We start from the raw sequence: 23,986 nt of genomic DNA, 5'->3' as shown, positions 1-23,986 counted from the left end.
GCGCATACCGAATGCACGAGCACGATCCTGCACACATCGATTTTTATATTTCAAATCCGCCTTATCCATACTCGAATTAAGACAAATCTAATTTCCAGTTAAAAACACCCAATCCGGTTCGGCATAGTTGCCCGCAACCTTCATCTCCCAGCCTTCCAGAAAGGGATAGCGACAAATACCACGCCTGACGGACCAATATAAGACTTTTCCAATTAAAACAAAATACTCCGCCAAGCCATAAAAATGTCGAACACCGTTTCAGCGCGAATTGATTTTCATCTCAAAATACCAATAAATCTTTAAAACCCCCATTGTTTGATATTCTGCGCACCGAAATCACGATCACCACTGCTTTACCGCACCGAGAATCCGGCTCAAAGAAGATCAAGCCAGAAAAGCAACGAGATTGCCGTTATGTCGATAGCAACAGCATTACGAAACTTTGCGTCCGGTCTGGTCGACTGGAACACCCGGCCCGTCGCGCTGCACTTCGGGCAGGCGCAACACGCGGTCGGCCATCTGCTGGCGCTTCATCACGCCGATATTCGCGAAGGACTGATGTCGGGAATCGACGGGCAGCTGACCTGCATATCCACCCACGCTCATCTGGCGCCCACGCTGTTTCTCGGCCTGCCGGTGTCGGTCCGGCTGACGACCGACCGGGGCGACGTGCGGGCGATCAATGCGATCGTGCACGACGTGCAGGCCGGCCAATCCGACGGCGAGTTGACCGTGTACCAGTTGCGCATCTGCGATGCGCTGTCGTTGATGGACCGCCGCATCAATTCCCGCGTCTTCCGGTCGCGAAACGTCATCGACATCCTCGGCACGCTGCTGAACGAATGGCGGCAACGCAGCGCCGCACTCGCGCGCGCGTTCGATTTCGACCTGTCGGGATTGCGAGCCGAACGTTATCCGGCGCGCGAACTGACGCGGCAGGTCAACGAGTCGGACGCCCGTTTCGTGCGCCGGCTGTTGCGACGCGAAGGCATCACCGTTTTTGCCAAGGCGTGGGCGGTCGACAACGCGCGTGGCTCCACCGACGAGCGGCCGATCCACACGCTCGTATTCTGCGACGACCCGCTGCGATTGCCGGAATCGCCTGCCGGCACCGTGCGTCTTCATCCGCGCGATTCGGGAACCGCGCAACGCGATACGGTGACGTTGTTTGCGCATCATCAGCGCCTGTCCCCCGGCAAAGCCGGCCGGCCGTCGTGGGACTACAAGAAGGCGCGCATGGACGATTCCGCGATCGCGACGAGCATCGATCAAGGCGACGCCGGCAACGACCTGGCCCGGCTGCTGACCGACGTCGCGATCGACATTCCGCACGTCGGCGACTCGTGGAACGATCACGACCGCATCACGCACGACCGGATACTCGCCCACCAGTTCGCGGCGGAGCGCTACGACGGTATCGGCCACGTTCGCGACATGCCGGTCGGTTGCTGGTTCACGCTGACGGGCGACCCCGAACTCGACATGAAGCCGGCCGAGCAGCGGCAGTTCGTCGTGACGTCGGTACGGCACGATGTCCGGAACAACCTTCCCAAAGACCTGACGAGCCGCGTGACCATGCTGTACGCGGCCAGCCGGAACCTCGCGCAAGCCGACCCGACCACGCCGGGCGATGCGCCGGAACAGTCGGACACGCGCTATGAAAACCATTTCACGTGCGTGCGTCGCGGCGTGCCGCTCACACCGTCCTACGATCCGAGAATCGACCTCCCACCGGCTCACCTGCTGACCGGCACGATCGTCGGCACGCAGGGTGAGGAAGTATTCTGCGACGCGGCCGGCCGCGTGCGCGTACGGATTCATGGCTTCGATCCCGCCGATCACGAACACGCGCAAGGCGCCGGAACGAACGGATCGGCCGGCGACAGCGCACCGATACGCGTCGGCGCGAGTCTCGCGGGCGGAAACTTCGGCACGCTCTTTCTGCCCCGCGTCGGGATGGAAGTCTTGCTGGGCTGCCTGTCGGGCGATCCGGATCGCCTGGTCATCATCGGAGTGCTAAGCAACGGCGCGAACCCGCCCGCGACGTTCACGCATACCGGCGCGCTGCCGGGCAACCGCTACGTGTCCGGGATCAAGACGAAGGAAATCAAGGGCCATCGGTACAACCAGCTTCGCCTGGACGATACGCCGTCGCAAATATCCGCGCAGCTGGCGAGCGAGCATGCGCATACCCAGTTGAACCTGGGTTATCTGACGCAGCCCCGCAAGGATGGACACGGTGCCGATCGGGGCGAAGGCGCGGAGTTGCGCACCGATGCCGCGGCGGCCTTGCGCGCGGCCCAGGGCATCCTGTTCTCGACCTATGCGCGCACACGCGCGACCGGTGGTCAGCTCGATCGTGACGAACTGATTCAGTTGCTCGACCAGTGCATGATGCTGTTCAACTCGCTCGGCGACCATGCCGGCCAGCACGGCGGACGGGCCGCGGATACCGCCGGGCAGGAGAAGATCGTCGAGGCGTTCCGTCACTGGAAGCCCGACCTTGCGGAAGCCGGTTCGGCCGGCGACGCGTCCGCCTTGATGGCGTTCGGCGCACAGGCAGGATCGCTGCACGTCACGCCCAGGACGCATGTCATGTATGCGGGCGAGAACATCGACCAGATTGCCCAGCGGCACGTGCAGGTCGCGAGCGGCGAACGCATCAATCTGCACGCCGGCCATGGCGTCGCGATGTTCGCGCACAGCGGCGGCGTGTCGGCCATCGCGAATCGCGGGAAGGTGACGATCCAGTCGCAGGACGACGACACGCAGGTGGATTCCGCGAAGAACATCCAGCTGACCGCGGCCGGCGGCAAGCTTGCCGGCATGGCGAACGATCAGGTCGTGTTCGTCACGTCGGGCGGGGCGTACCTGAAGCTGAACGGCGGCGACATCGAACTCGGGTGCCCCGGCACGTTCACGGTGAAGTCGGCAGGCCATGCGTGGGGCGGCCCGGCCAGCATGAGCACCGATATGCCGACGTTCGACCACGCCCCGCTCGGCCGTGTGCCGAAACTCGTTCGCTCGACCGACGGCGATGCGGTGGCAGGGTTCGACGGGCAAACGCAGAGGGGGGCCGGTGCGCCGTCGAACCTGACCACCGACGCGGCCGGTGAGCTGCCGGCGGTGCATGGCGATCGGTTCGACACGCTGTCGGTGCAGTTCATCAAGAAGGATGGTTAAGATCATGACCGATTCGATTCTCGATCCTCGGCCGGTAGCGAGTGCGCACGCCCATGCGCCGGTCACGAAGACTGATGCTCCCGACGCGACGGCATCGCGCTCTTTCCCACCGCCTATCGTCGTCGGCCGAACCCAAGGGCCGATGCTGTTCGACAAGGACAAGCGGCTCATCTGCGTCAAGCAACTGCCGTTGCCCGGCGTCGTCATCTTCGTCCACGGCGTCAACTCCGAGGGCGAATGGTACAAGGCGTCCGAAGAGGGTTTGTGCAAGGGCCTGAATCGTCGGCTGGGACGCCTGGACGACCAGATGAAGTATCACGGGGTCGATGCCGGGCAGTTGACGCCTGCGAAGTACACCGAGAGCGTGACGCCGGAGGGGTTTCTGAATCCGGAGCTTTGGGCGGGAAACTACGTCAAGCCCGATCCATCGTTTTCTCCGGTCATCCATTTTCGGTGGGGCTACCGCGCGACACTGAAAGAACTGAAGGAATACGGCGACAAGATCTTTCTCAACGAGAAGGATTATTGGGGAGGTGGGCCGTTCACCAACGGCTGTTCGAGCCTGCCCGATCTCTGGCACGGCGGCCTCGACGACCGAGCCATGGGCTGGATAACCGTGCAGGGGATCAACCCGACCAACCGGCCCCTGTATCGCGCGCCGCCGCGTGCCTATGGCGTGCTTGCCGCGTTGCGGCTCGCCAAACTGATCGAGTCGATCCGGAAGATGCGCGCCGACGTGCCGATCACCGTCGTGTGTCACAGCCAGGGGAATATCGTCGGCCTCACAGGTGCGTTTTTCGGTGACGCGTTACCGGAAGTGGAAGATCCGTGGGGACGCAAGGGGCGATGCGTCGCGGATGCCTATGTGTTGGCGAATGCACCGTACAGCCTGGCAAACAGCGAAGGCCCGCACAAATCCGACACGTTCATGGACGCGTGGTCGCAACGTCTGACGAAGGACGCCACGGGCCGTCGCGGCCGGCAGACCTACGCGGCGCGCACTCAAACGCTTCGCACGTTCTTGTCCATGATTGGCGACCGCGCCGACCATGAACCGTCACCCGACACAGTCGATGCCGACATGGCAAACAACCGGGTATCGCCGACGAGCGACAAGTCGTTTACCGCACAGGCCGACCGTGCACGCCACGGTCTGAACGGATCGACGTATGGGCGCGTCACGGCGTATTGCTGTCCGCACGATCAGGTGATTTCGGCGATCACTGTGCAGGGTATCGGCTGGCGCGGCATCGACAGGCACGAACTGGCGGATATCGGCGTACACGGTGTCCTGACGCAACGCGTGTTTGCGTCCGGCTTCGATGTCGGTGTGCAGAAGCGCTATCGCTATTGGGAAGACGACTGGCGTTACGGCAAGAAAGGCACGAAGCGGGGCTTCTGGTATCCGCCCTCGCCGCCGGCGAAGTTCAATCTGGTTGGTGCGCTCAAGGGAAACGAGTCGATCTGGGGGATGGCGGCAACGCTGTTCTCGGCGCCGATCATGTTCGTCGCGACCGGGTTCAGTTCGGCAATGAACATGTTTCGCGTGAATGCCGATCCGCCGAAGGGTTGGGAGATATTGGCGGACGCACCGGCTCTGGACGAGACGTTTCCGCCGCAGGCGTTGAGGTTCGACAAGCCGATTCTGACCGAGGATGGCGAAGCAACCAGTACTTTCAACGAAGGCAACGATCCGCCATCCGCATGGCGCGATGCGAGCAAGGCCGACGCGGACAAACAGGCCGACGATCCTTACGACCGCTACAAGGCGAAGAACACCGACGGTGACGCTCACGGTACGGCCGAAAGTGAAGCCGGACAGCGTTACGAGGACCGCGCCCTGATGCGGATGGAAGCGCGCCGCACGTTGAACACGGAGTGGGTCGACAGCGATGGTCACGTCATCGGTGAAGACGGCAAAAGCGCTCTACCTGACGGCTACAAGGATTGGCGAGATAAGCAGATCGTGGATTGGCTTGATCGAGGTACGACGAACAGCCCGACGAACCACTCAACGACGATGACCAACCCGGAGCATGCGGAAAAGGCGCTTGCGTATGACGTGGCGATCGGTCCTTGTTACCTGACGCCAGAACAGATGAGAGCGCTGCGGATTGAGGCTGATTGGCGGATGGGGGAGGAGAGCCCGGGCAGCAACTCCGTCGGGAAGTATTACGAGTACTTCCTGGACGGTTTGATTGATCAACTACCTATGCATGAGTGGGTACATGCCAATGACAGCGAAGGCAATATGCCCGGCAAGATAGCGGACGAACGCGAGGGCCAATTCTTTCTGAAGGCAGGGGGACCGCTATGAAGACGCTGATCGCCACATGGCCGAGACGCATCATCGTGACGAGCGTGGTGTGGTTGATCTCGGTCTTGCTAATGCTTGTGCTGAAAGAGTATCCAGCACATTCGAACTTAGTAGTACGTGATACTGGAGATTGGATGAAACGACTAGTCATTTTGCCCGGACTGATGGCGCTCGTGGTGTTCGTATTCACTACGGCGATGACTCGTCCGGCGCGAGCCGCGCCACGCGCCGGTCAAGACGCGAGTATGGCTGTTCCGGCTGAAGAATCTGCCAAGCCATTCGTTGCGCAGGTCGTTGGTCTTATTTGGATGAACCCCTTGCAGCGCCGGGACTACCCGACAGAATGGCAAACGTTATGGGCGCAAGGCCTTGTTTCGCCGAACAGAAACGACGATATGGTGCGCACCAAACCGAAGTCGTTCAAGACGCTGCAATCGGTCGCTGGAATTGCCTACGGAAACGAAGGTGCCGAAACGTTCAGGGGCTTCTATCGCAAGTATATGCAGAAGTTCCCTCGGTTTATGCGTTCGCGCTATGCCACGAGCGCGAAGTACTTCTACACGGTGAAACCGGATAACCGCAAGGATTGGCACGAACTTGCCGGAATTCATGTCGAACTGGCGATTCCACCGAGACTCGATATTGCCGAGTCGGAAGCGTACCTGGCGGGCGAAATCAGGAAAACGTTCCTTATCGGCAATCCGTATTTTCCGGAGGTATGGAGTCGCGATACCCCACCCGATGTGCGGGGCACGCAAGGCGGCCCGAATGCCGGCTTCACGTCGCTGAACAACGCGCTGGACTACCTGCAGGCGAACCCCGACAAGAGCGTGTGGGTGATGAATTGGGATGCGCCGAATTTCCCGCCCGCCGACGCCCAGATCAACGAAAACCTCGTCGTACTGTTCCTCGCCGGTCCCACCTTCAACACCGAGCGCGAACCGCTCGCGTGGATCGGCAAGGCAGCGACCGGCAACACCGACGCGTTTTCGAAAAAGGCAGGTACGACGCGAGCGGTGCAAGCCTGGAAGGCGACTGTCGATCAGGCGGCACGCAACGCAGGGATAGGGGTTTCGGACATCAAGTACATCGTTCACGATGCCGGTGCCGGCAGTGATGCTGCATCGGCTCGTCTCGTCGGACTGTCGCAGACACTGACCGAAGTCTTGCCCGAATACGACCACAAGAATCAGACGTTCAACACGGCAGCATTGCTCGGCGACATGGGAACCGGTAGCGCATTGACGGACGTCGTGCTGGCGATCGGCCGGATCAATCACTTCGGCGGTAACGCGTTGGTTGCCGGCACAACGGACCCGAAACATCCAGTTGCCGTCGTCGTGACGCCCCCGTCGAAACTCACACCGATCGATCCGGACAAGGACTGGTTTCGCGCACGCGGCGAAAACAACGCTTACCTGCCGTGGTGGGGGCGTCGTCACGATACCAATTACGGGATGCAGGGCTATTCGTGGTGATGCATGCCGACGCGCAGCGCGTTGAGCACGAACGCGCTCGCCACACCGAATCCCGTCGAGGATGACACTCCACAAAGCCATCCGAATAGCAAGACGAGCGCGGAGACCAACTCTATCCGACGGTTGGACGGGCGCTATGAAGGCTCTGATCGCTGCTCGATCCCAACGCGTCGCCATCGCCGTTCTGGTCTGGTTAATCACAATTCCGCTGATGGCCACGCTAATGGCACATGTCGAACAACCGGACCCGGCACACTTGGAAATGGGAGATTGGATGAAACGATTCGTAGCTGTGCCCGGCTTGCTGGCGCTCACGATCTTTCTATTCACTACGGCCATGGCACGGCCAGCCCAAGCAGAGACGCTTCCCGATCTAGCCACTCGCTCAGCCACCCATACGGAAGAACCTGACAAGCCGTTCGTTGCACAGGTCGTTGGCCTGATTTGGTTGAATCCATTGCAGCGTATGGACTACCCAACAGAGTGGCAGCTGTTGTGGGCGCAAGGACTTGTTACCCCGAACAAGAACGACGATATGGTGAGAACAAAGCCTGAAAAATTCTCTTCACTTCGGTCAATTGGCGCACTGGTCTACGGCAACCGAGGGGCAGAGACGTTCAGGGGCTTCTATCGCAAGTACATGACCAAGTTTCCGCTACTGCTTTTCAAGCGATATGGGACAAACTCAAAGTACTTCTACACAGTGAGTCCTGACGATCGAAAAGACTGGCGTGAGCTGGCGGGTATTCGTGTCGAGCTTGCCATTCCCGATCGGCTGGACGCAGCTGAATCTCAAAGTTACTTGCAAGACTCGATTCGAAAAACGTTTTTCATCGGCAACCCACATTTTCCGAAGGTATGGAGCCGCAGTACGCCCCCTGATGTGCAGATCACACAAGGCGGTGCAAACGCCGGCTTCACATCACTGAACAACGCGCTGGACTATCTGCAAGCGAACCCCGACAAGAGCGTGTGGGTGATGAATTGGGACGCACCGAATTTCCCGCCCACCGATGCGCAGATCAACGAGAACCTCGTAGTTCTGTTCCTCGCCGGTCCCACCTTCAACACCGAGCGCGAACCACTCGCGTGGATCGGCAAGGCAGCGACTGGCAACGCCGACGCGTTTTCGAAAAAGTCCGGCACGACACGAACAGTGCAAGCGTGGAAGGCAACCATCGACCAGGCGGCGCGCAACGCAGGGATCGCGATTCCAGATATCAGATACATCGTTCACGACGCGGGTGCCGGTAGCGACGCCGCATCGGCGCGACTTGTCGGCCTATCGCAGACACTCACCGAAATCCTGCCAGAGTACGACCACAAGAATCAGGCGTTCAACACCGCGGCCTTGCTCGGCGACATGGGAACCGGCAGCGCGTTGACCGACGTTGCACTGGCGATCGGCCGGATCAATCACTACGGCGGCAACGCGCTCGTCGCGGGCACGACCGACCCGAAACACCCCGCAGCCGTCGTGGTCATGCCACCGGCCAATCTCACGCCAATCGATCCGAACGAGGACTGGTTCCGTGCGCGTGGCGGGAACAACGCTTACCTGCCGTGGTGGGGGCGTCGTCACGACACCAACTACGGAATGCAGGGCTATTCATGGTGATGCATGCCGACGCGCGGCGCGTTGAGCACAAACGCGCCCGCCACACCAAATCACACTGGGAATGGGTTATATGCGAGGAATCATTCGAGTAGGCGACCAGCACACTCACGGCGGCAAGGTCGAATCCGGAGCGGCGACGAGCAAGGTGATGGGACGCGCGGTCGCCCGTGTCGGCGATGCATGTTCGTGCCCGCTTCACGGCGCCTGCGTGATTGCTGAAGGAGACGAGGCGTTCAATGTCGAAGGCCGCCCCGCCGCATTCCACGATCACAAGACGTCCTGCGGCGCGGCCTTGATATCCACCCTGCAAACTTCCGGGCGCATCTGAATGGCACCGATTCGACGCATGACGGCCGAACAGTTTCGGTTGTTGAGGCTGCACGATACGCGGATCAAGCCGGTGAACCGGTGGGCGTTGTTTGAAATCTTCGTCAAGGGCCGGTCGCAGCGCAAGCTCGCCGCCGAACTCGGCATCACCAATTCCGCCATGTCGCAGCTGGTACGGAGAGCGTGGCAGCGATATCTGGCATTGCCGGGCAACGACACGCGCCTGACCACCCTGACGATCACGATCCCTGCCCGGTACGAAAGCGCATTGCACGCATGGGTGCGCGACACTCACCGACGGGCCACGCTACTCGATCCGCTCTGACCACCCGATCGAGCCGGGGGAAACGCCGCGCGCCCTTCCCCGTTTCGCAGACGTCGCGGGACGGTGCCACGTATCCCTCGTTTCCCCCGCATCCCTGAGACGGGGCCATCTCACGCGGCGCCATTGATCAAGAAATAAATTCCCCCAACCTCCACAAAAACAAAACCACATTCCACGATAAGCCCAAACACCAACCCATTTTGGATCCTTTTTCCCTTCTGTCCCCCGTATCATTTCTCCCATTCTGAAAGAACAGAGCAAGAGACGGACATGAGCGAACCCACCACGCTGCACTACCTCGACTACGCAGCCACGACGCCCGCCGATCCCCGCGTGATCGAAGCGATGACGGCCTGCCTCGGCTTCGACGGCATCTTCGGCAACCCCGCATCGAGCTCGCACGCCGCCGGCCGGCTCGCGAAAGACAAGGTCGAGCAGGCCCGCGCGCAAGTCGCCGCGTTGATCGGCGCGGATGCCGACGAGATCGTCTGGACGTCCGGCGCCACCGAATCGAACAACCTCGCGCTGAAGGGTTACGCGGAAAACGCGACCGACAAGCGCCACCTGATCACGAGCCGCATCGAGCACAAGGCGATCCTCGACACGATGGCGAACCTGTCGAAGCACGGCATGTCGGTCACGTTCGTGGCGCCCACGCGCGACGGCGAGATCACCGCCGACGCGGTCGCTGCCGCCATCGGCCCCGATACGGGCCTCGTGTCGCTGATGCTGGTGAACAACGAGCTCGGCACGCTGACCGATATCGCCGCCATCTCCTGCATCGTGCACGCCGCCGGCGCGCTGCTCCACGTCGACGCCGCACAGGCGCTCGGCAAGACGCCGATCGACGTGCGCGCGCTCGGCATCGACATGCTGTCGATGTCCGCGCACAAGGTGTACGGCCCGAAGGGTATCGGCGCGCTGTTCGTGCGCCGCGACGTCGCCAACCGGATCGCCCCGCAAATCCACGGCGGCGGGCACGAGCGCGGCCTGCGCTCGGGCACGCTCGCGACGCATCAGATCGTCGGCATGGGCGTCGCATGCGAACTGGCCGCGGAAAAGCTCGACGGCGAAGCCGCGCGGATCGCGGCGCTCGGCGCGCGCCTGACGAACGCGCTCGCCGCGCTCGGCGACGTCACGCAGAACGCGGCCACGGCACGCCGCATCCCGCACACGCTGAGCCTGACGGTGAATGCGCCCGGCTTCTTCCCGTTCATGCTCGACGAAGCGCTTGCCGTGTCGTCGACCTCCGCGTGCAACTCGGCCAGCGGCGCACCGTCGCACGTGCTGACCGCGATCGGCCTCGACGCGGAGACGGCAGGCCGCACCGTGCGCGTGAGCTTCGGCCGCTTTACGACGGAGCAGGACGTCGATTTCGCGATCGCCTGTTTCCGCCGCGCGATCGAGCAGCGTCGTGCGACGGCCGCGAACGGGTTTTCCGCTTCGCGGCAGATCACGCCGGCCGACCTGAAGGCGATCCGCAACGCCGGCTTCCGCTCGGTGATCTGCAACCGGCCCGACGGCGAAGGCGCCGACCAGCCCGCATTCGACGAGATCGCCGCGGCGGCCCGCGAACTGGGCCTCGACGCGCGCTACCTGCCGGTCGAGCGCGACCGCATCGGCGAGGCGGACATCGACGCATTCGGCGCGCTGGTCGACACGCTGCCGAAACCGGTGCTCGCATACTGCGGAAGCGGCAACCGGGCCGGCATGCTGTGGAATCGTTTGTGCGCCCGGCGCACGGCCCCGGTCTCGGCTTGACCCCTCACACCGCCGCGTGACGCGAACATGCGGCGCGCTCGGGCGTCTCGGGCAAGCGCGGGCGCCAGTGAATTTCGGCACAATGCCCGTCGTGTCCGTCACCCGAAACCCGCATGCCCTGCCCGTCAAACTCCCGCGCGCGGAAGCGCGCCGACGCCGACGCCCCTTCCTCCGACAGCCCGAGCAACCGGCGGCGTGCCGGCCGGGCCGCCGCGCTGCTGCTCGCCGTGAGCCTCGCCGCGTGCGACGCGACGCCCGTCCCTGACCGGCTCTCGGACTTCGATGCGACCTACGCGATGCAGGAGCGGTTCGGCCTCGGCGACGTATTGGTATTTCTCGGGTCCTGCATCGGCGCCAAAAACCCGACCTATCCGGGCCAGGCCGCCTGCACCGCTGTCATCTACTCGAATGGCCACGGGACGGAAACGCAGGCCGATTTCCACTGGAACGGGAAGAAATGGGCGGCCGAGCCGACCCAGTCGCAGGATCTCCTGCCTTACCCCGATCCCAGGCTCGCAAAGTGGGTGAAGTAAGCGCGCGCGACGCGCCGCTACTTCGGATACTCCAGTTGCAGCGCGACCCAGCCCGATGTCGCGTCTCCGTAGCGTGCCGCGATGTCTCCGAGCACTCCCGGAAGCACCGATTCGCCACGCCGTCCGGCCGGCATCGCCACGCGCGCGTGCCCGGCATTCGCCGGCTGCGCCAGCAACCGCAGCCCGTGCCTCGACTCGATCACGCGCGCGCCCGCCGTCGCGACGACGTCGCTGCGCCAGGTCCGCGCCCACGCGTCGGCGGTCAATGCAACCGGAAGCTCGTCGAACCCGTCTTCGACCGGAAGATCGAACGTCTCGTGCCGCCAGAACGCGAGGCGGTTCGTCAATGCGACCGCCACCGCCGGCGCGCTCAACACGAACCGGCTGCCGTCATGAACGTCGCTCCATGCCTGTGCGCCGACGCGCCGCGCAGTCTCGCGCGCCGCGGCCGGCCCGGCCAGCGCACTCACCAATGCCAGCGAAGCGGGAATCGACGCGGACACGCCGGTCGTCGTCATGACGTTGCCGTCCATCACATAGCGGCGATCGTCGACCCACGTCGTCCCGGTAAAGCGGCGACGCAGGCGGTCGCGCGAATACCAGTGCGACGTCGCCGTGCGCTGCTGGAGCAGGCCCGCATTCGCGAGGACTTCCGCCCCATCGCAGATCGCCACCATCGTCGCGCCGCCAACGGCCTGCTTGCGCAACCACGCCAGCACCGCCGGCCGGTCGGCACCGTGCAGCGCGGGAACGATCACGACATCCGCCCCGGCCGGAACGGTCGCGTCGAACCGGTCGAACGTGGTGTCGGCCAGCATGCGCAACGCGGGCATCAGTTCGACCTCGCCCTCGTCGGCCGATACGGCGACGACATCGGCCGCACCGGACGTCTTCAGAATCGCGTACGGAACGATGAAATCGGTCGTCTCCGTTCCTGCATTGTCCGCGACGATCGCCACGAGCGGTCGCACACGGCCCGCCTTCGGCGCGCCGACCGCAAGCGCTCGTGCGACCGGCGGTGTGTCCTCCGCCCTCACCGGTGCCGCCAGCCCCGCCGCACACGCGCCCAGCATCGCGCACACGAGCAGCACTGCCCCGCCTGTCTTCCCTGACCGCATCGTCCATCCGTATTCGTCGATTGCACGTCCGGAAAATTACAAGGATCATGCTCGCGGTCACAAGGACAACTCCACCGCACTTTCCGCCATGTCCCAGTCAACCTGTTCGGCACGCGACATCGTTGTCGTCGGCTTCGAAGGCGTCCAGTCGCTCGACATCACGGGCCCGATGGAAGTGTTCGCGGTCGCGAACCGTCATCTTCCCGACCATGCGCGGCCGTACCGGCTCACGCTCGCGTCGCAACACGGCGACGACATCGTCACGCACGCGGGCCTGCGCCTCGCCGGTACGGCCGCGCTGGCGGCACTGCCGGGGCAGATCGACACGATCGTCGTCGCCGGCGGCAATGAAGCGGCGCTGCGACACGCCGCGTCGGAAGCCGGCGTGCTGCCGTGGCTGCGCACGCGGATCGCAGACACGCGGCGAATCGCGAGCATCTGCACGGGTGCGTTCGTGCTCGCCGCGGGCGGATGGCTGGACGGCAAGCGCGCGACCACGCACTGGAACCAGTGTGCGACGCTGCAGGCGCTGTGCCCCGACGCGCGAATCGAACCGGACGCGATCTACGTGAGCGATCCGCCGTTTCATACGTCGGCCGGCGTGACGGCCGGCATCGATCTGTGTCTTGCACTCGTCGAGGCGGACTGCGGCGCGCCGACCGCGCTCGCGGTCGCGCGCGAACTCGTGCTGTTCGTGCATCGTCCCGGCGGGCAGGCGCAGTTCAGCGTCGGGCTCGACATCCAGGCCAACGCGACGCCGCGCATGCGGACGCTGCTCACAGGGATCGCCGACGATCCGACCGGCGACCTCGGCGTCGCCGCGCTGGCCGCACGGATGCACATGAGCGAACGCACGTTTGCGCGCAACTTCCTCAAGGAAACCGGGCAATCGCCCGCGCAGTTCGTCCTTGCGGCACGCGTCGAGCGCGCGAAGGCGCTGCTGGAGCGGGCCGACTGGCCGCTCGAACGGATCGCCGAGCAGTCGGGATTCGGCAGCGTCGACGCGTTGCAGCGCGCATTCGCGAAGCAGGTCGGCGTCTCGCCGCGCGACTATCGCGCCCGCTTCGGCGCGAGGCGCGACCGGCAGCGGATCGCGTAAGCCGGCGCACCGCGCAATACGCGTTCCAGGATACGTTGAACCTGAACCCCATCGCGTACCTGCGGGCCGTGTGCCTGAATCACGTATACCGCGAGTTCCGGCTCGGCGATTCCGAGACGTCTGCGGCCACCCAATGGGACTTCCGGCACCTGAGCAGTTTCGCGCGGGACTATCGCGCGATGTTCGGCGAGTTGCCGTCGGCCATCGCGAAGCGCCACGCGCGCCACGCAACCTGAACGCCTGTCACCTTCCGGCGGCCGGTGCGAACGATGCCGCACCGGCCGCCGCCCTGCCTGCTACATCACTCGTCCTGCTGTTCCTGCTGCGCCTGCACCTGCCGCTGCTGGATGAACTGCCGCACGTCGCTCATCGTCACGCGGCCGGTGTGCTTCGCATCGATCTCGTCGAAGTGCTTCGACACGAAGCCGAGCCCGCTGCTCTGCGCCTGCGCCTTCGTCACGGCCGCGCCGTTGCTCAACACCGTATTGGCGCCGAGCCGCGCATCGACACGCTGCTGCGCCTGCTGCTGCAACGTCGCGCCGGTCGACGGCAGCACCGGCGCCGCCCGCGTGGCAGGAAAGAACGGACCGTCGACACCGTGCCCGCCGTGCGGCAGCTTCACCGGCGCCACCGACTGCGGCGGCAACGCGTGGGCACTGCTCATCACGGCACCGAGGACGATCAACGGGGACATACGCCGCATCAAATTGATTAGGGACATGATCACTCGCATTCAATGGATGAATAGAGGGTTCCTTTGACAAGGAGTCCGTCGCTCACGGGGCCGCCGCCAACGTCGTCGCGGCCGTCGCGCCGGGGACGCTGCCGGTCGGCACGCTCGGCGGGTTTTCATCCGGCCACGGCGGCGGCAGCGTATGCAGCGTCAGTGCCGTCGGAATCCGCGCGCCCTTGTAGAACGTCTTCAGGTCCCGCTTCATCTGCGGACGGGCGACGTCGTCCAGGTAGATCATGTGGCCGCCCTGGAAGAAGTTCACCTGCAGCTTCGGATTCAGGCCCTTCACCGTCTGCAGCCGCGCGAGCTGCTTCTCGGTGTTGAAGAACGGCGTCGCGAGATCGTGGAAACCGTTCTCCGCGAGCACGCGAAGCTTCGGGTTGAGCTGCAGCGCACCGAGCAGATCGGGGATCGTGTCGGGCATCGGCTGGCCGTCGTGCGAGAAGTCCCAGACGCCGATGATGTTGTCGTTCAGCGGCAGGTACGTCGCGTTCGGGGCGGTGTAGCCGAGGTAATCCGGCATCTGCGTCGCGAGCGCGTTCGTGAACGGCTGCGAAATCAGGATGTCGGACGGGTCGCCGTCGTTCTGCAGCCGCGGATCGGAATTCGGCAACGACACGCGTCCGTCATACCGGCCGATCGTCGTCCCGGGCAGCAGGCTCGTGCCGAATGGATTCGCGTTGAAGTAGCCGCGCAGCGCCTGTTGCGTGAGGCTCGACGGGATCGACCACAGCTTGAGCGTCGCGTCGCTCGGGAACACCGGCGTGCCGAGCGCATCCGGAATGCCGAGCTGGCTCAACACCCACGACTGCGAATACTTCTGCAGCTGGTTGTAGATCAGCGTCGTGAACAGTTCCGTCTGCAGTGCGTACAGATCCTGGTTCACCGGTGCCGGCGAAACCTGGTTGAAGTACGCCGCGACCGCCGCATAACCGGGCAGGTAACCGGCCACGGTATCGGTTTCGAGCAGCAGCCCCTCCGTCGACTGCGTGATCGCCACGGCTTCCACCGCATCCGCGAAGTAGTTCAGGATTGCCGACTGCAGCACGATGCCCGTCAGGTGCACGCCGGCCGATTCGAGCGCCAGCGCGAGCATGTCGGTACGCGGCGTGCCGTACGATTCGCCGTACAGGTAGATCGGCGACGTGCTGCGGCTGTTGACGTTCAGGTAGCGCTGGATGAAGTCGCGCATGATGTTCACGTCCGCATCGGAACCCCAGTACTTCTGGTTGGTGTTCGGCAACACGGCTTCCGACAGCCCGGTGCCGGGCGGGTCGATGAACACGAGGTCGGTGGTGTCGATCAGGCTGTCGGCGTTGTCGACGAGCGGATAGTTCGGCCAGTTGCTGCCGAACCCCGGATCGGGCGTGGCCACGCGGGTCGGCGCGAACGAGCCGAGACGCAGCCAGATCGACGACGAGCCGGGGCCGCCGTTATAGACGAACGTGACGGGGCGAGGCTTGCCGTTCTTGCTCGGCGCGGTGTACGCGACATACGACATCGACGCTTCCGCATTGCCGTTCGCGTCCTGCGCGGTCAGGTGGCCGGTGGTCGTCGTGTAGTTGACGGTCGTGCCGCCGTTTTTCCACTGGTAATGCATGACGGCCGCTTTCTCGGACACCTGCGCGGGGGCGAGGCCGTCGGTCGCGTTCATCGAATAGGCGACCGGGTCGACGTAAGGCTGGTTGGCCGCAGGCGCCTGACTGCTGGCCGCTTGCGCGCTGGCCTGCTGGCTGGCCGTTGTCTGCGCGAGACTCGATGCGCCGACGGACGACGAATCGTCGCCGCCGCACGCCGCGAGCGCCAGTGTCATCGCGGTCAATGCGCCTAGCCCGGCCATCCGGCCGCGACGGCCATGGCGGCTGCCGGTACTGCTCCTGTCTGGTTTCATCTCGTTCCTTGTGGCTGGTTCGGATACCGCTTCACAAAGGCCGCCCTCACTGGCGAGACGCGCAGCAACACCCGCCACTCGCGCAAAGGCGGTTGGGATCGGACTGCTTCAAGAGACTGAACGTGATACAGACACAGCAAACTGCTGGCGAGAATCGTGCTTGAACCGCCCCCTGCAGTTTGGACTTCTTTTCTGATTACCGAAATTTACGACATCGACAAAATAGGCGGTGCTGCGCCGCGTTGTCAAAGATCATTCCGATATTAAAAATCCCGTAATGATGCGAAGGGCCGCCAGTGTCTGGCATTTGAAAGAAAACGGGATTATTCGTGCAAGGTGCGTCTTGGCGGCAATGCCGCGCCGAATATTTTACTTTTCGCGCACAACGACGAAGCCTTTACTGCATTGATGCAGCACGCTCAATACCTTCAGATCGACAGGATTTTTCTTTCATTTTTATTATCTCCAACCGATTAATGCATTGCGGTGAAATGCAGGCTCGATTCGAAGATTCGATTCACTTCAATCATTCTTCAATCCCGGGCTTATGCCTCCCCGCCATCCATAAAATACCGATTTCGCGGAATTGCATCGGTTCCAGTGGAATTATTTACCCGATATCCGGTCGGGTTCGTCGATGCGCGAGCGGCGTGCGATTCATCCGCCACCGCCCGCGCGACGACGTGCGCACGTGCCGCACGTCGTCCATCGCGAAGCCGGTTCAACCCGCGCTCAATGCCCGCCGCCCGGCAGCGCGATATCGATCAGCACCGGGTCGTGATCCGACGAACGATACGCATCCGGCGCGTAGAACGTCTTCTGCTGCTCCGCCGATTTGTAGGCGAGCGTGTACTGCAGCGCGAGCGGCTCGTCCGCGTTGATGTGCCATTCGTGCACGGCCTTCACGTGCGACGCGAGCGGCAGTGTCGCGAGCGCGTGATCGAGATAACCGGCTTCGCCGTTGTACACATAGCTGTACGCATTCGCGCCGATCCAGCGCGCGACGAGGTTGCGGTAGCCGCGCGATTCGAGCGTGCGGATCGGGTCTTCGTGCGTGTAGCTGTTGAAGTCGCCGATCAGCAGCACGCCCTGGCCCGCGACGCCCGTCGGGTTGCCGGCGAGCCAGTCGGCCACCTTCGCCGCCGCGCGCGTGCGCGTCGGGTTCCAGCAACCCTGGCCGTCACCCTGGTCGAGATCGTCGTTCGTGGCGTCCGGGCAGTTCTTCGACTTCAGGTGGTTGACCGCGACCGTCAGCGACTGCTTGTTGCCGCCGACCAGCCGGAACGACTGCGCGAGCGGCTGGCGGTTCTTGTCGTCGATTGCGAGCGTGGCCGCGCGGCCGACCGGCTCGACCTTGCGGCTGTCGTAGATCATCGCGACCGTGATCGCATCGCCGCCGAGGCGCGACACGCCCGGATCGACCACGCGCCAGTGGTTGCCGAGCTTCGCCGCGAGCTGGCGCACCGCGCTCAGTTCGCCATAGCCGTTGTTCTGGATTTCCATCAGGCCGATCACGTCGGCATCGATCGCCTTCAGCGCGCTGACGATCTTCGCTTCCTGGCGCTGGAATTCCTGGAAGTTCTTCGCACCGCGGTTGTTCGGATCGTCGAAGCCGCCGCCGAGACCGTTGCCGTTGAAGTAGTTGAGGACGTTGAACGACGCGACGCGCAGGTTCGATTTCGGATCGCGCGCGGGCGCGTTGGTGCGCGGGTTCGTGCGCGCATCGAATGCCGGCACGGCCGCGCCGGGCAGCGGCTGCACGCGCCATGCGCCGTAACGCACTTCGAGCACGCCTTCGACGTCGCGCACCGTGTAGCCCGCACGCAGCGTGTTCGCGGCCGACAGGCCCGGCGCCGGATACGGCACGGTCGCGGGGTTCTGCTTGTTCGAGCCGTCGTCGAGGACGAGACGGTTGCGTGCGTTCGCATCGATCTGCGTCTGTGCCTGCGCGGGCGGCACGACACTCGTCGGCGTGCGCAGGCGACCGTTGCTGAGCATCACGCTGCCGTAACGGCCGAGTTCGTAGTTGTCGGTGACGTTCAGCGTCTGCGGCAGGCGCACCAGCATCCCTTCATACGCGGCGAATGCGTTCGGGCTGTCGACCGGCAGCGTGAGCGTCGCGGGCGTGACGCTCTGGCCGTTCGCGCACACCGCGATCGCGCCCGACTGCGTGAGCTGCGTCTGCCCGTACTTCTCCTCGACCTTGCCCGTCACATGCACGAGGTCGCCCGCTTTCGCGCGCACTTTCGGCGCATAGACGAACAGGCCCTCGGACACGCCCGGCTGGTTGCGGCGCTGCGCGTCGGCCTGCTGGACGAAGAAGCCGCCGAAGCCGTCCGTGCCGCCGAAATCGGCGGTGACGACGGCTTCGATCGACACGTTCTGGCCGGCGAGCGGCGACGGCGCGCCCGGCCCCTGGATATCGGCGATCGGCGTCGTGCTGCCGCCGCAGTTCGGGCTGACGGGCGCGGCGGTGGCGGCGAAAACCGGCGCGGCGAGCGTCGGGAGCAGCAATAACGGGGTGAAGAGGCGGATTGTCGAGCGCATGACGGGGAATCCCGGTTGTGAGGGTGGCGAAAGCTTAGCGGCGCTCAATGACAGTTTTTGGTAATCGAAAGACAGGCCGATGTAATTGTCGTCGTCACGCTGCGATCGCCACCGTTCGCACCTTCGGGCCTGAAAATGCGGGGAAATCGTCCGGCAATAAATTCGTCGTGCTCGCGACGATTCCCCCGCGTGCCTTCGCGCATGGTCCGCCGCGCTATACCGTCCCCGGCAACGCGCTCGACACGAGCACGGCCGCCACCATCAGCACGCCGCCGAGCACGACCGCCTCGATCCGCAGCACCGCACCGAATTGCCGCAGCGAAACAGCCGGCATCGCGGCGGCCGGGTCCTTCAGCGCGGCCAACAGCTTCGGCATCCCGAAGAAGCGGTTGTGTCCGCCGAGCGCCGCGGCGATCAGCACCAGCGCGAGCTTCAGCAGCAGGATCTGCCCGTACGTCGACGCGAGCAGGTTGGCGGGCGTATCGACGCCGCGCCAGCCGTTGTACGCGCCGGTCGCGAACAACACGATCAGCGCATATGTCGACGCATCGGACAGCGACTGCACGAACGATGCGCCCGTCGTGCGTTCGCTCGCGGGCAGGCCGATGAGCCGCGGCATCACGCCGAACGCCGTCACGAGCACGAGCCCGACCCACGCGCTGATCGCCAGCAGATGCAGCCAGTCGATCCACACCGGCACGCTGAACAGCCCTGCGTCGACCGGATGCCCGCCGTTGCTGCGCGCGAGCGCGACACCGGCGAGCGCGGCCCAGATCGCGAACGGAAAGCGCGAATCGTGCGCTCGCCTGACGAACGACAGCAGCACGACGACGAGCATGAATACGGCGCCGGCCAGCCACGCATGACCGAACCCCGTGCCCGCGAGCATCGCGCGGACGGACGGTCCGGCGTCGAGCATCGACACGTCGCTCATCAGCGCGCAGTGCGCCCAGAACGCGATGATGCTGGCAAGCAGCGATACGACGGACGCGATGCGCAGCGTCGCGACGAGCCGCCGCCCGATGCCGTGCTGCCACGCCGACGCGCCGCGCGCGAGCCAGTGGCTGCCCAGCAGCGCGCCGACGACGACGGCGAACCCGGCATTCTGGATCGCCACCGACACGAGCCGCAGGAGACCGACGAAGCCGTCGTTCACCCTTTCACCCGGAACGTATAGGCGCCCTTGGTGCGATGCGCATCGGCCGTCATCGCGACCCACTGCACCGTGTACGCGCCCGGCGCGAGCTTCGGCATCGCAATGGTCATCACACGCGGGTTCGAAGCATCGATCTTCGCTTTTTCCTGCGAGACGGCGTTGCCGTTCGCGTCCGACACCTTCACCGAACTGAACGTCGGTTCGAGGTCTTCGTTGAAGGTGAGCCGCAACGTGTCGGGCGCCGTGTCGACCGTGCTGCCCGTCGCCGGTGCGGCGCTTTCCAGCTTGCCGTGCGCCGAGGCGGCGACCGGCGCGGCCGCGACGATCGCGCCGGCCGCGGCGAAGGCGGCCAGCCGCCTGAGAGCCGTGATCTTCATGTTCATGCCTCGCGTCACGGCTTCTTCAGCTCGACGACGGTCAGCGCGCCGTTCACGTCCTCTGCGACGAAGTCGATCTTGTCGCCCGCCTTCACCTGCGACAGCATCGCCGGGTCCTTCACCTTGAACACCATCGTCATCGCATCCATCCCGAGGTTCTCGAGCGGGCCGTGCTTGATCGTCAGCCTGGCCGCAGCCGTGTCGACCTTGCGGATTTCGCCGTGCGACATGCTCCGCTTTGCCGCGGCTTCCTGCTTCGCGCCACCGCTCATGTCCATGCCGGCCATGTCGCCCGCCGCGTACGACGCGGCGGAAAACGCCAGCGCCCAACCCATTGCCATCAAAACCAGTCCCTGCTTCATCGTGTCGACTCCCGTGTGAGTGAATGGAAACCGGCGGCCGCATCGGTACGGCCGCCGCATGCTGCTGCTCAACCGTCCGGCAGTTCGCCGGTGTACTCGTACGCGACGGTTCCCTTCGGATGCCTGAACCAGCCCGGATCGCGATAGTCGTTGCGGCCGAGGCCCTGCCGCACCTTGCAGACCGTGAACATGCCGCCCATCTCCAGCGGCCCGAACGGGCCCGTGCCCGTCATCATCGGCAGCGTGTTGTCGGGCAGCGGCATCTCCATGCCGCCCATCGCGCCGCCCGTGCTGCCCATCGCCATGTAGTCGGGCACGAGCCTGCCGATGCGCTTCGCGAGATCCTGCTGCGGCACGCCGATCAGGTTCGGCACCTGGTGGCCCATCGCATTCATCGTGTGATGCGACTTGTGGCAGTGGAATGCCCAGTCGCCCGGGCGATCGGCGGTGAACTCGATCGCGCGCATCTGGCCCACCGCGACATCGGCCGTCACTTCCGGCCAGCGCGCCGCCGGCGGAATCCAGCCGCCGTCGGTGCCCGCGACTTCGAAGCTGTAGCCGTGCAGGTGGATCGGATGGTTCGTCATCGTCAGGTTGCCGAAACGAATCCGCACGCGGTCGCCCGCGCGCACCGGCAGCGGATCGATGCCCGGGAACACGCGCGAATTGAACGTCCACATGTTGAAGTCCGTCATCTCGTTCACGCGTGGCGTGTAGCTGCCCGGATCGATGTCGTACGCGGCGAGCAGGAACACGAAGTCGCGATCGACCGGCATCGTGCCGCGATCCTTCGGGTGCACGATGAACATGCCCATCATCCCCATCGCCATCTGCACCATCTCGTCGGCGTGCGGGTGATACATGAACGTGCCGTGCGCCTCGAGCTGGAACTCGTAGACGAAGGTCTTGCCGGGCGGGATATGCGGCTGCGTGAGGCCGCCGACGCCGTCCATCCCGTTCGGCAGCCGCAGCCCGTGCCAGTGGATCGTCGTGTGCTCGGGCAGCCGGTTGGTCACGAAGATGCGCACCTTGTCGCCTTCGACGGCCTCGATCGTCGGGCCGGGCGACTGGCCGTTGTAGCCCCACAGGTTCGCGTTCATGCCGGGCGCCATCTCGCGCACGACGGGCTCGGCCGTCAGGTGGAACTCCTTCCAGCCGTTCTTCATCCGCCACGGCAGCGTCCAGCCGTTCAGCGTCGCGACGGGCGTGTACGGCCGGCCGTTCGGCGGCACGAGCGGCGGCTGCGTGCCGGTTTTCGTCATCGTGGGCGCTTCGGGCAACGACGCGGCGCCGGCCTTGCTGACCATCGCCGCACCGAGCAGCGCGGCGCCCGAGTGGCTGAGAAATTGTCGACGGGACACCATGTCAATGACCTTCAGGATGCGTTTGCGTCGCGGGCGCCGGTTGCGCCGCGGGGGTGGAAGCCGGCTGCGGCGCAGCGTCGGCGCTGGAAGCGGGTTCCGGCCGGGCAGATGGCGTCGGACGCGGCACGTCGCCCGGCGTCGGCAGCCGGCCCCCGACGGCCATCTGCAGATCGGTTTCGGCGAGCCAGTAGTCCTTCAGCGCATCGATGTAGCCGTTCACCACGCCGACCTGTTCGCGTGCATCGGCCAGCAGCTCGAACACGCTCGCGAGCATCCCGTTGTAGCGCAGCAGCAGCTCGTCCGAGATCGTCTTGCGCAGCGGCACGACTTCGTCGCGGTAGTGGGTGGCGACGTCGTAGCTCGTCACGTAGGCCGCATACGATTCGCGCACTTCGGAACGCGCGTCGATGGCCGTTTTCGCGAGCCGGTTCGCCGACTGCATGTAGACGGCCTCGGCCCGCGCGACCTTCGCGCCGCCCCAGTCGAACAACGGAATCTCGACGCTGATCTCGAAGCCGTGCTCGTGACCCTTGCCGGTCTCGTAGTCGTTCACGTAGCCGAGATCCACCGCATTGACGAAGCGCGTGGCCTTGCTCAGGCCGAGCGACGACGCGACACCCTGCGTCTGCAGCTTCGCGGCCTGGATGTCGAGGCGGTTGCGCATCGCGAAACGTTCGAGATCGGGCAGGTCCGGCCGCGCTTTCGGCAGGTCGGGCAAGCGCTCGGGCAACGCGTATCGCGTGCGTTCGCCCCACAGCCCCATCGCGCGCGTGAGCTTCTCGCGCGCGGCCACGGCCTGCTGGCGCGCCTTCGCGTGCTGCGCGACCGCATCGGCGTGGAACGCCTGTTCCCGCGCGTAATCGAGGCGGCTGAAGTTGCCGGCCTGCCGCATGCGCTGCGCCAGTTCGGCGGCCGCACTCGCGGCATCGCGCACCTGCCCTGCATAGTTCGCGGCCTGTTCGGCCGCAACGGCCTCGACATACGCGCGGCGCGCGTCGGCGGCCACCTTCAGCATCGCGTCGGCGGTTTCGAGCTTGGTCTGCTCGAAGCGGCGGCGTTCGATGTTCGTCGCGAGCGGCAGGGTCAGCAGCGCGAACACGTTCGCCGAGAACGTGCGGCCGAGGGTCAGCTCGCCGTCGCCCGCGCGTGTGCGGCTGAACGCGAAACGCGGGTTCGGCAGCCGGCCAGCCTGGACGAGATCTGCCTCCGACAGCCCCAGTTCCGCATACGACGCCTGCAGGCCGCGGTTGTTCAGCAGCGCGACCTGCACCGCATCGTCGATCGACAGCGGCTTGGCGAGCAGTTCCTTCGTGCGCGTGTCGACGGCTTCACGGTCGGCGTCGGTCCTGACCACGACCGCGTCCTTGCCGATGCGCTCCGACGCGACGGACGACACCGCGTCGAAACCGCCGTCCTTCGAAAACGTCGTGCAGCCGGCGAGGAAGGCCAGCGCGGCCGCGGCCGCGCCGATCCTCGGCGAGATCGACAGCATCGTCATCGCGCGGCCTCCTCGTGCATCGAACGGGTAGCGCCGCCAGCCGCACGACCGGTCGTGCGCCCCTTCGCGGGCCGTTCCGTCACTTCGCGGTTCAGCTGTTTCCAGCCCGGGCCTTCGTCGTCCCGATACGGCCGGTAGCCGTCGAATACGGACGTCACGGTGACATCCGGCACCGCCGCGGCGGCGTCCGCCGGATCGGGCAGCGGGGTGTGCGCAGGCGCGAGCGACGGCACGAGGGCCGCCGCGCCAAGCAGCGCCGCAGTAATCAATCGCATGAATGGGTCTCGTCGTGTGTCGTG

20 protein-coding genes are annotated in these 23,986 nt (G+C 64.8%); 10 read left to right on the top strand and 10 right to left on the bottom strand.

The genetic code is table 11. The features are described 5' to 3' along the window. Positions 1 to 414 precede the first annotated feature (414 nt). The 8 genes from DPV79_RS26790 to DPV79_RS26755 all read left to right on the top strand — a co-directional run bounded on the left by DPV79_RS26790 (position 415) and on the right by DPV79_RS26755 (position 11,542). The gene (locus DPV79_RS26790; protein ID WP_113046891.1) at positions 415 to 3,183 is read left to right on the top strand and encodes a type VI secretion system Vgr family protein; all 2,769 of its coding nucleotides are present in this window, start codon (positions 415 to 417) and stop codon (positions 3,181 to 3,183) included. 142 nt (positions 3,184 to 3,325) lie between these two features. After that, on the top strand, positions 3,326 to 5,500 hold the full coding sequence (locus DPV79_RS26785) for a T6SS effector phospholipase Tle3 domain-containing protein (protein WP_165843577.1): 2,175 nt from the start codon (positions 3,326 to 3,328) through the stop codon (positions 5,498 to 5,500). Continuing rightward, a complete protein-coding gene (locus DPV79_RS26780) occupies positions 5,497 to 6,978 on the top strand; it encodes a virulence factor (RefSeq protein WP_208866750.1) in 1,482 nt (493 codons plus the stop codon). The genes DPV79_RS26785 and DPV79_RS26780 overlap by 4 nt, the downstream gene beginning before the upstream one ends. A gap of 136 nt (positions 6,979 to 7,114) precedes the next feature. Beyond that, positions 7,115 to 8,596 carry a virulence factor gene (locus DPV79_RS26775; RefSeq protein ID WP_425267364.1) on the top strand — a complete coding sequence of 494 codons (1,482 nt, stop codon included), beginning with the start codon at positions 7,115 to 7,117 and terminating at the stop codon, positions 8,594 to 8,596. Positions 8,597 to 8,666: 70 nt separating this feature from the next. Further along, on the top strand, positions 8,667 to 8,924 hold the full coding sequence (locus tag DPV79_RS26770; RefSeq protein WP_081052751.1) for a PAAR domain-containing protein: 258 nt from the start codon (positions 8,667 to 8,669) through the stop codon (positions 8,922 to 8,924). An 18-nt stretch (positions 8,925 to 8,942) separates the two neighbouring features. Next, a complete protein-coding gene (locus DPV79_RS26765) occupies positions 8,943 to 9,248 on the top strand; it encodes a TrfB-related DNA-binding protein (protein ID WP_113046888.1) in 306 nt (101 codons plus the stop codon). A gap of 270 nt (positions 9,249 to 9,518) precedes the next feature. Continuing rightward, positions 9,519 to 11,009 (top strand): aminotransferase class V-fold PLP-dependent enzyme, encoded by a 1,491-nt coding sequence (locus DPV79_RS26760; RefSeq protein ID WP_113046887.1) that lies wholly within the window; start codon positions 9,519 to 9,521, stop codon positions 11,007 to 11,009. 113 nt (positions 11,010 to 11,122) lie between these two features. Next, positions 11,123 to 11,542 carry a hypothetical protein gene (locus tag DPV79_RS26755; RefSeq protein ID WP_113046886.1) on the top strand — a complete coding sequence of 140 codons (420 nt, stop codon included), beginning with the start codon at positions 11,123 to 11,125 and terminating at the stop codon, positions 11,540 to 11,542. 17 nt (positions 11,543 to 11,559) lie between these two features. On the opposite strand, the gene DPV79_RS26750 is transcribed toward DPV79_RS26755, so the two are convergent. Next, the gene (locus tag DPV79_RS26750; RefSeq protein ID WP_113046885.1) at positions 11,560 to 12,660 is read right to left on the bottom strand and encodes a DJ-1/PfpI family protein; all 1,101 of its coding nucleotides are present in this window, start codon (positions 12,658 to 12,660) and stop codon (positions 11,560 to 11,562) included. Between the two features lie 88 nt (positions 12,661 to 12,748). Here DPV79_RS26750 and DPV79_RS26745 point away from each other — a divergent pair, with 88 nt between their 5' ends. Beyond that, positions 12,749 to 13,759, top strand: coding sequence for a GlxA family transcriptional regulator (locus DPV79_RS26745; RefSeq protein ID WP_021160012.1), 1,011 nt, complete (start codon positions 12,749 to 12,751; stop codon positions 13,757 to 13,759). Positions 13,760 to 13,794: 35 nt separating this feature from the next. Next, positions 13,795 to 13,995 (top strand): helix-turn-helix domain-containing protein, encoded by a 201-nt coding sequence (locus DPV79_RS26740; protein ID WP_244321814.1) that lies wholly within the window; start codon positions 13,795 to 13,797, stop codon positions 13,993 to 13,995. Between the two features lie 65 nt (positions 13,996 to 14,060). On the opposite strand, the gene DPV79_RS26735 is transcribed toward DPV79_RS26740, so the two are convergent. The 9 genes from DPV79_RS26735 to DPV79_RS26685 all read right to left on the bottom strand — a co-directional run bounded on the left by DPV79_RS26735 (position 14,061) and on the right by DPV79_RS26685 (position 23,962). Then, positions 14,061 to 14,492, bottom strand: a complete 432-nt coding sequence (locus DPV79_RS26735) for a hypothetical protein (RefSeq protein WP_051392297.1) — start codon at positions 14,490 to 14,492, stop codon at positions 14,061 to 14,063. 43 nt (positions 14,493 to 14,535) lie between these two features. Then, positions 14,536 to 16,383: a S10 family serine carboxypeptidase-like protein gene (locus DPV79_RS26730; RefSeq protein WP_048024534.1), complete on the bottom strand. Its 1,848-nt coding sequence runs from the start codon at positions 16,381 to 16,383 to the stop codon at positions 14,536 to 14,538. A 732-nt stretch (positions 16,384 to 17,115) separates the two neighbouring features. Next, the gene (locus DPV79_RS26715) at positions 17,116 to 18,930 is read right to left on the bottom strand and encodes an ExeM/NucH family extracellular endonuclease (protein ID WP_113046884.1); all 1,815 of its coding nucleotides are present in this window, start codon (positions 18,928 to 18,930) and stop codon (positions 17,116 to 17,118) included. A gap of 214 nt (positions 18,931 to 19,144) precedes the next feature. After that, positions 19,145 to 20,086 (bottom strand): CopD family protein, encoded by a 942-nt coding sequence (locus DPV79_RS26710; protein ID WP_113046883.1) that lies wholly within the window; start codon positions 20,084 to 20,086, stop codon positions 19,145 to 19,147. Then, positions 20,083 to 20,463 carry a copper homeostasis periplasmic binding protein CopC gene (copC, locus tag DPV79_RS26705; protein WP_113046926.1) on the bottom strand — a complete coding sequence of 127 codons (381 nt, stop codon included), beginning with the start codon at positions 20,461 to 20,463 and terminating at the stop codon, positions 20,083 to 20,085. Before copC ends, DPV79_RS26710 begins: the two co-directional genes overlap by 4 nt. 14 nt (positions 20,464 to 20,477) lie before the next feature. Next, complete coding sequence (locus DPV79_RS26700) at positions 20,478 to 20,825, bottom strand: copper-binding protein (RefSeq protein WP_113046882.1); 348 nt, start codon at positions 20,823 to 20,825, stop codon at positions 20,478 to 20,480. Positions 20,826 to 20,893: 68 nt separating this feature from the next. Next, the gene (locus tag DPV79_RS26695) at positions 20,894 to 22,189 is read right to left on the bottom strand and encodes a multicopper oxidase family protein (protein ID WP_059589267.1); all 1,296 of its coding nucleotides are present in this window, start codon (positions 22,187 to 22,189) and stop codon (positions 20,894 to 20,896) included. Position 22,190: 1 nt separating this feature from the next. Next, positions 22,191 to 23,687, bottom strand: coding sequence for a TolC family protein (locus DPV79_RS26690; RefSeq protein ID WP_113046881.1), 1,497 nt, complete (start codon positions 23,685 to 23,687; stop codon positions 22,191 to 22,193). Beyond that, positions 23,684 to 23,962, bottom strand: coding sequence for a hypothetical protein (locus tag DPV79_RS26685; RefSeq protein WP_113046880.1), 279 nt, complete (start codon positions 23,960 to 23,962; stop codon positions 23,684 to 23,686). Before DPV79_RS26685 ends, DPV79_RS26690 begins: the two co-directional genes overlap by 4 nt. Positions 23,963 to 23,986: the final 24 nt, after the last annotated feature.

Origin of the sequence: Burkholderia reimsis (genome assembly GCF_003294055.1) — a bacterium.
Taxonomy (GTDB): Bacteria; Pseudomonadota; Gammaproteobacteria; order Burkholderiales; family Burkholderiaceae; genus Burkholderia; species Burkholderia cepacia.
The sequence above is the reverse complement of the archived record's forward strand: the minus strand, read 5'-3'. Positions and strand labels throughout refer to the sequence as shown.

Bases quoted from the DNA above. Each gene is read 5' to 3' on its own strand.
- copC (WP_113046926.1), bottom strand. From the start codon at position 20,463: ATGAAGATCACGGCTCTCAGGCGGCTGGCCGCCTTCGCCGCGGCCGGC.
- DPV79_RS26760 (WP_113046887.1), top strand. From the start codon at position 9,519: ATGAGCGAACCCACCACGCTGCACTACCTCGACTACGCAGCCACGACG.
- DPV79_RS26770 (WP_081052751.1), top strand. From the start codon at position 8,667: ATGCGAGGAATCATTCGAGTAGGCGACCAGCACACTCACGGCGGCAAG.
- DPV79_RS26755 (WP_113046886.1), top strand. From the start codon at position 11,123: ATGCCCTGCCCGTCAAACTCCCGCGCGCGGAAGCGCGCCGACGCCGAC.
- DPV79_RS26785 (WP_165843577.1), top strand. From the start codon at position 3,326: ATGCTGTTCGACAAGGACAAGCGGCTCATCTGCGTCAAGCAACTGCCG.
- DPV79_RS26685 (WP_113046880.1), bottom strand. From the start codon at position 23,962: ATGCGATTGATTACTGCGGCGCTGCTTGGCGCGGCGGCCCTCGTGCCG.
- DPV79_RS26695 (WP_059589267.1), bottom strand. From the start codon at position 22,189: ATGGTGTCCCGTCGACAATTTCTCAGCCACTCGGGCGCCGCGCTGCTC.
- DPV79_RS26730 (WP_048024534.1), bottom strand. From the start codon at position 16,383: ATGAAACCAGACAGGAGCAGTACCGGCAGCCGCCATGGCCGTCGCGGC.
- DPV79_RS26745 (WP_021160012.1), top strand. From the start codon at position 12,749: ATGTCCCAGTCAACCTGTTCGGCACGCGACATCGTTGTCGTCGGCTTC.
- DPV79_RS26775 (WP_425267364.1), top strand. From the start codon at position 7,115: ATGAAGGCTCTGATCGCTGCTCGATCCCAACGCGTCGCCATCGCCGTT.
- DPV79_RS26765 (WP_113046888.1), top strand. From the start codon at position 8,943: ATGACGGCCGAACAGTTTCGGTTGTTGAGGCTGCACGATACGCGGATC.
- DPV79_RS26750 (WP_113046885.1), bottom strand. From the start codon at position 12,660: ATGCGGTCAGGGAAGACAGGCGGGGCAGTGCTGCTCGTGTGCGCGATG.
- DPV79_RS26790 (WP_113046891.1), top strand. From the start codon at position 415: ATGTCGATAGCAACAGCATTACGAAACTTTGCGTCCGGTCTGGTCGAC.
- DPV79_RS26690 (WP_113046881.1), bottom strand. From the start codon at position 23,687: ATGACGATGCTGTCGATCTCGCCGAGGATCGGCGCGGCCGCGGCCGCG.
- DPV79_RS26735 (WP_051392297.1), bottom strand. From the start codon at position 14,492: ATGCGAGTGATCATGTCCCTAATCAATTTGATGCGGCGTATGTCCCCG.
- DPV79_RS26700 (WP_113046882.1), bottom strand. From the start codon at position 20,825: ATGAAGCAGGGACTGGTTTTGATGGCAATGGGTTGGGCGCTGGCGTTT.
- DPV79_RS26780 (WP_208866750.1), top strand. From the start codon at position 5,497: ATGAAGACGCTGATCGCCACATGGCCGAGACGCATCATCGTGACGAGC.
- DPV79_RS26715 (WP_113046884.1), bottom strand. From the start codon at position 18,930: ATGCGCTCGACAATCCGCCTCTTCACCCCGTTATTGCTGCTCCCGACG.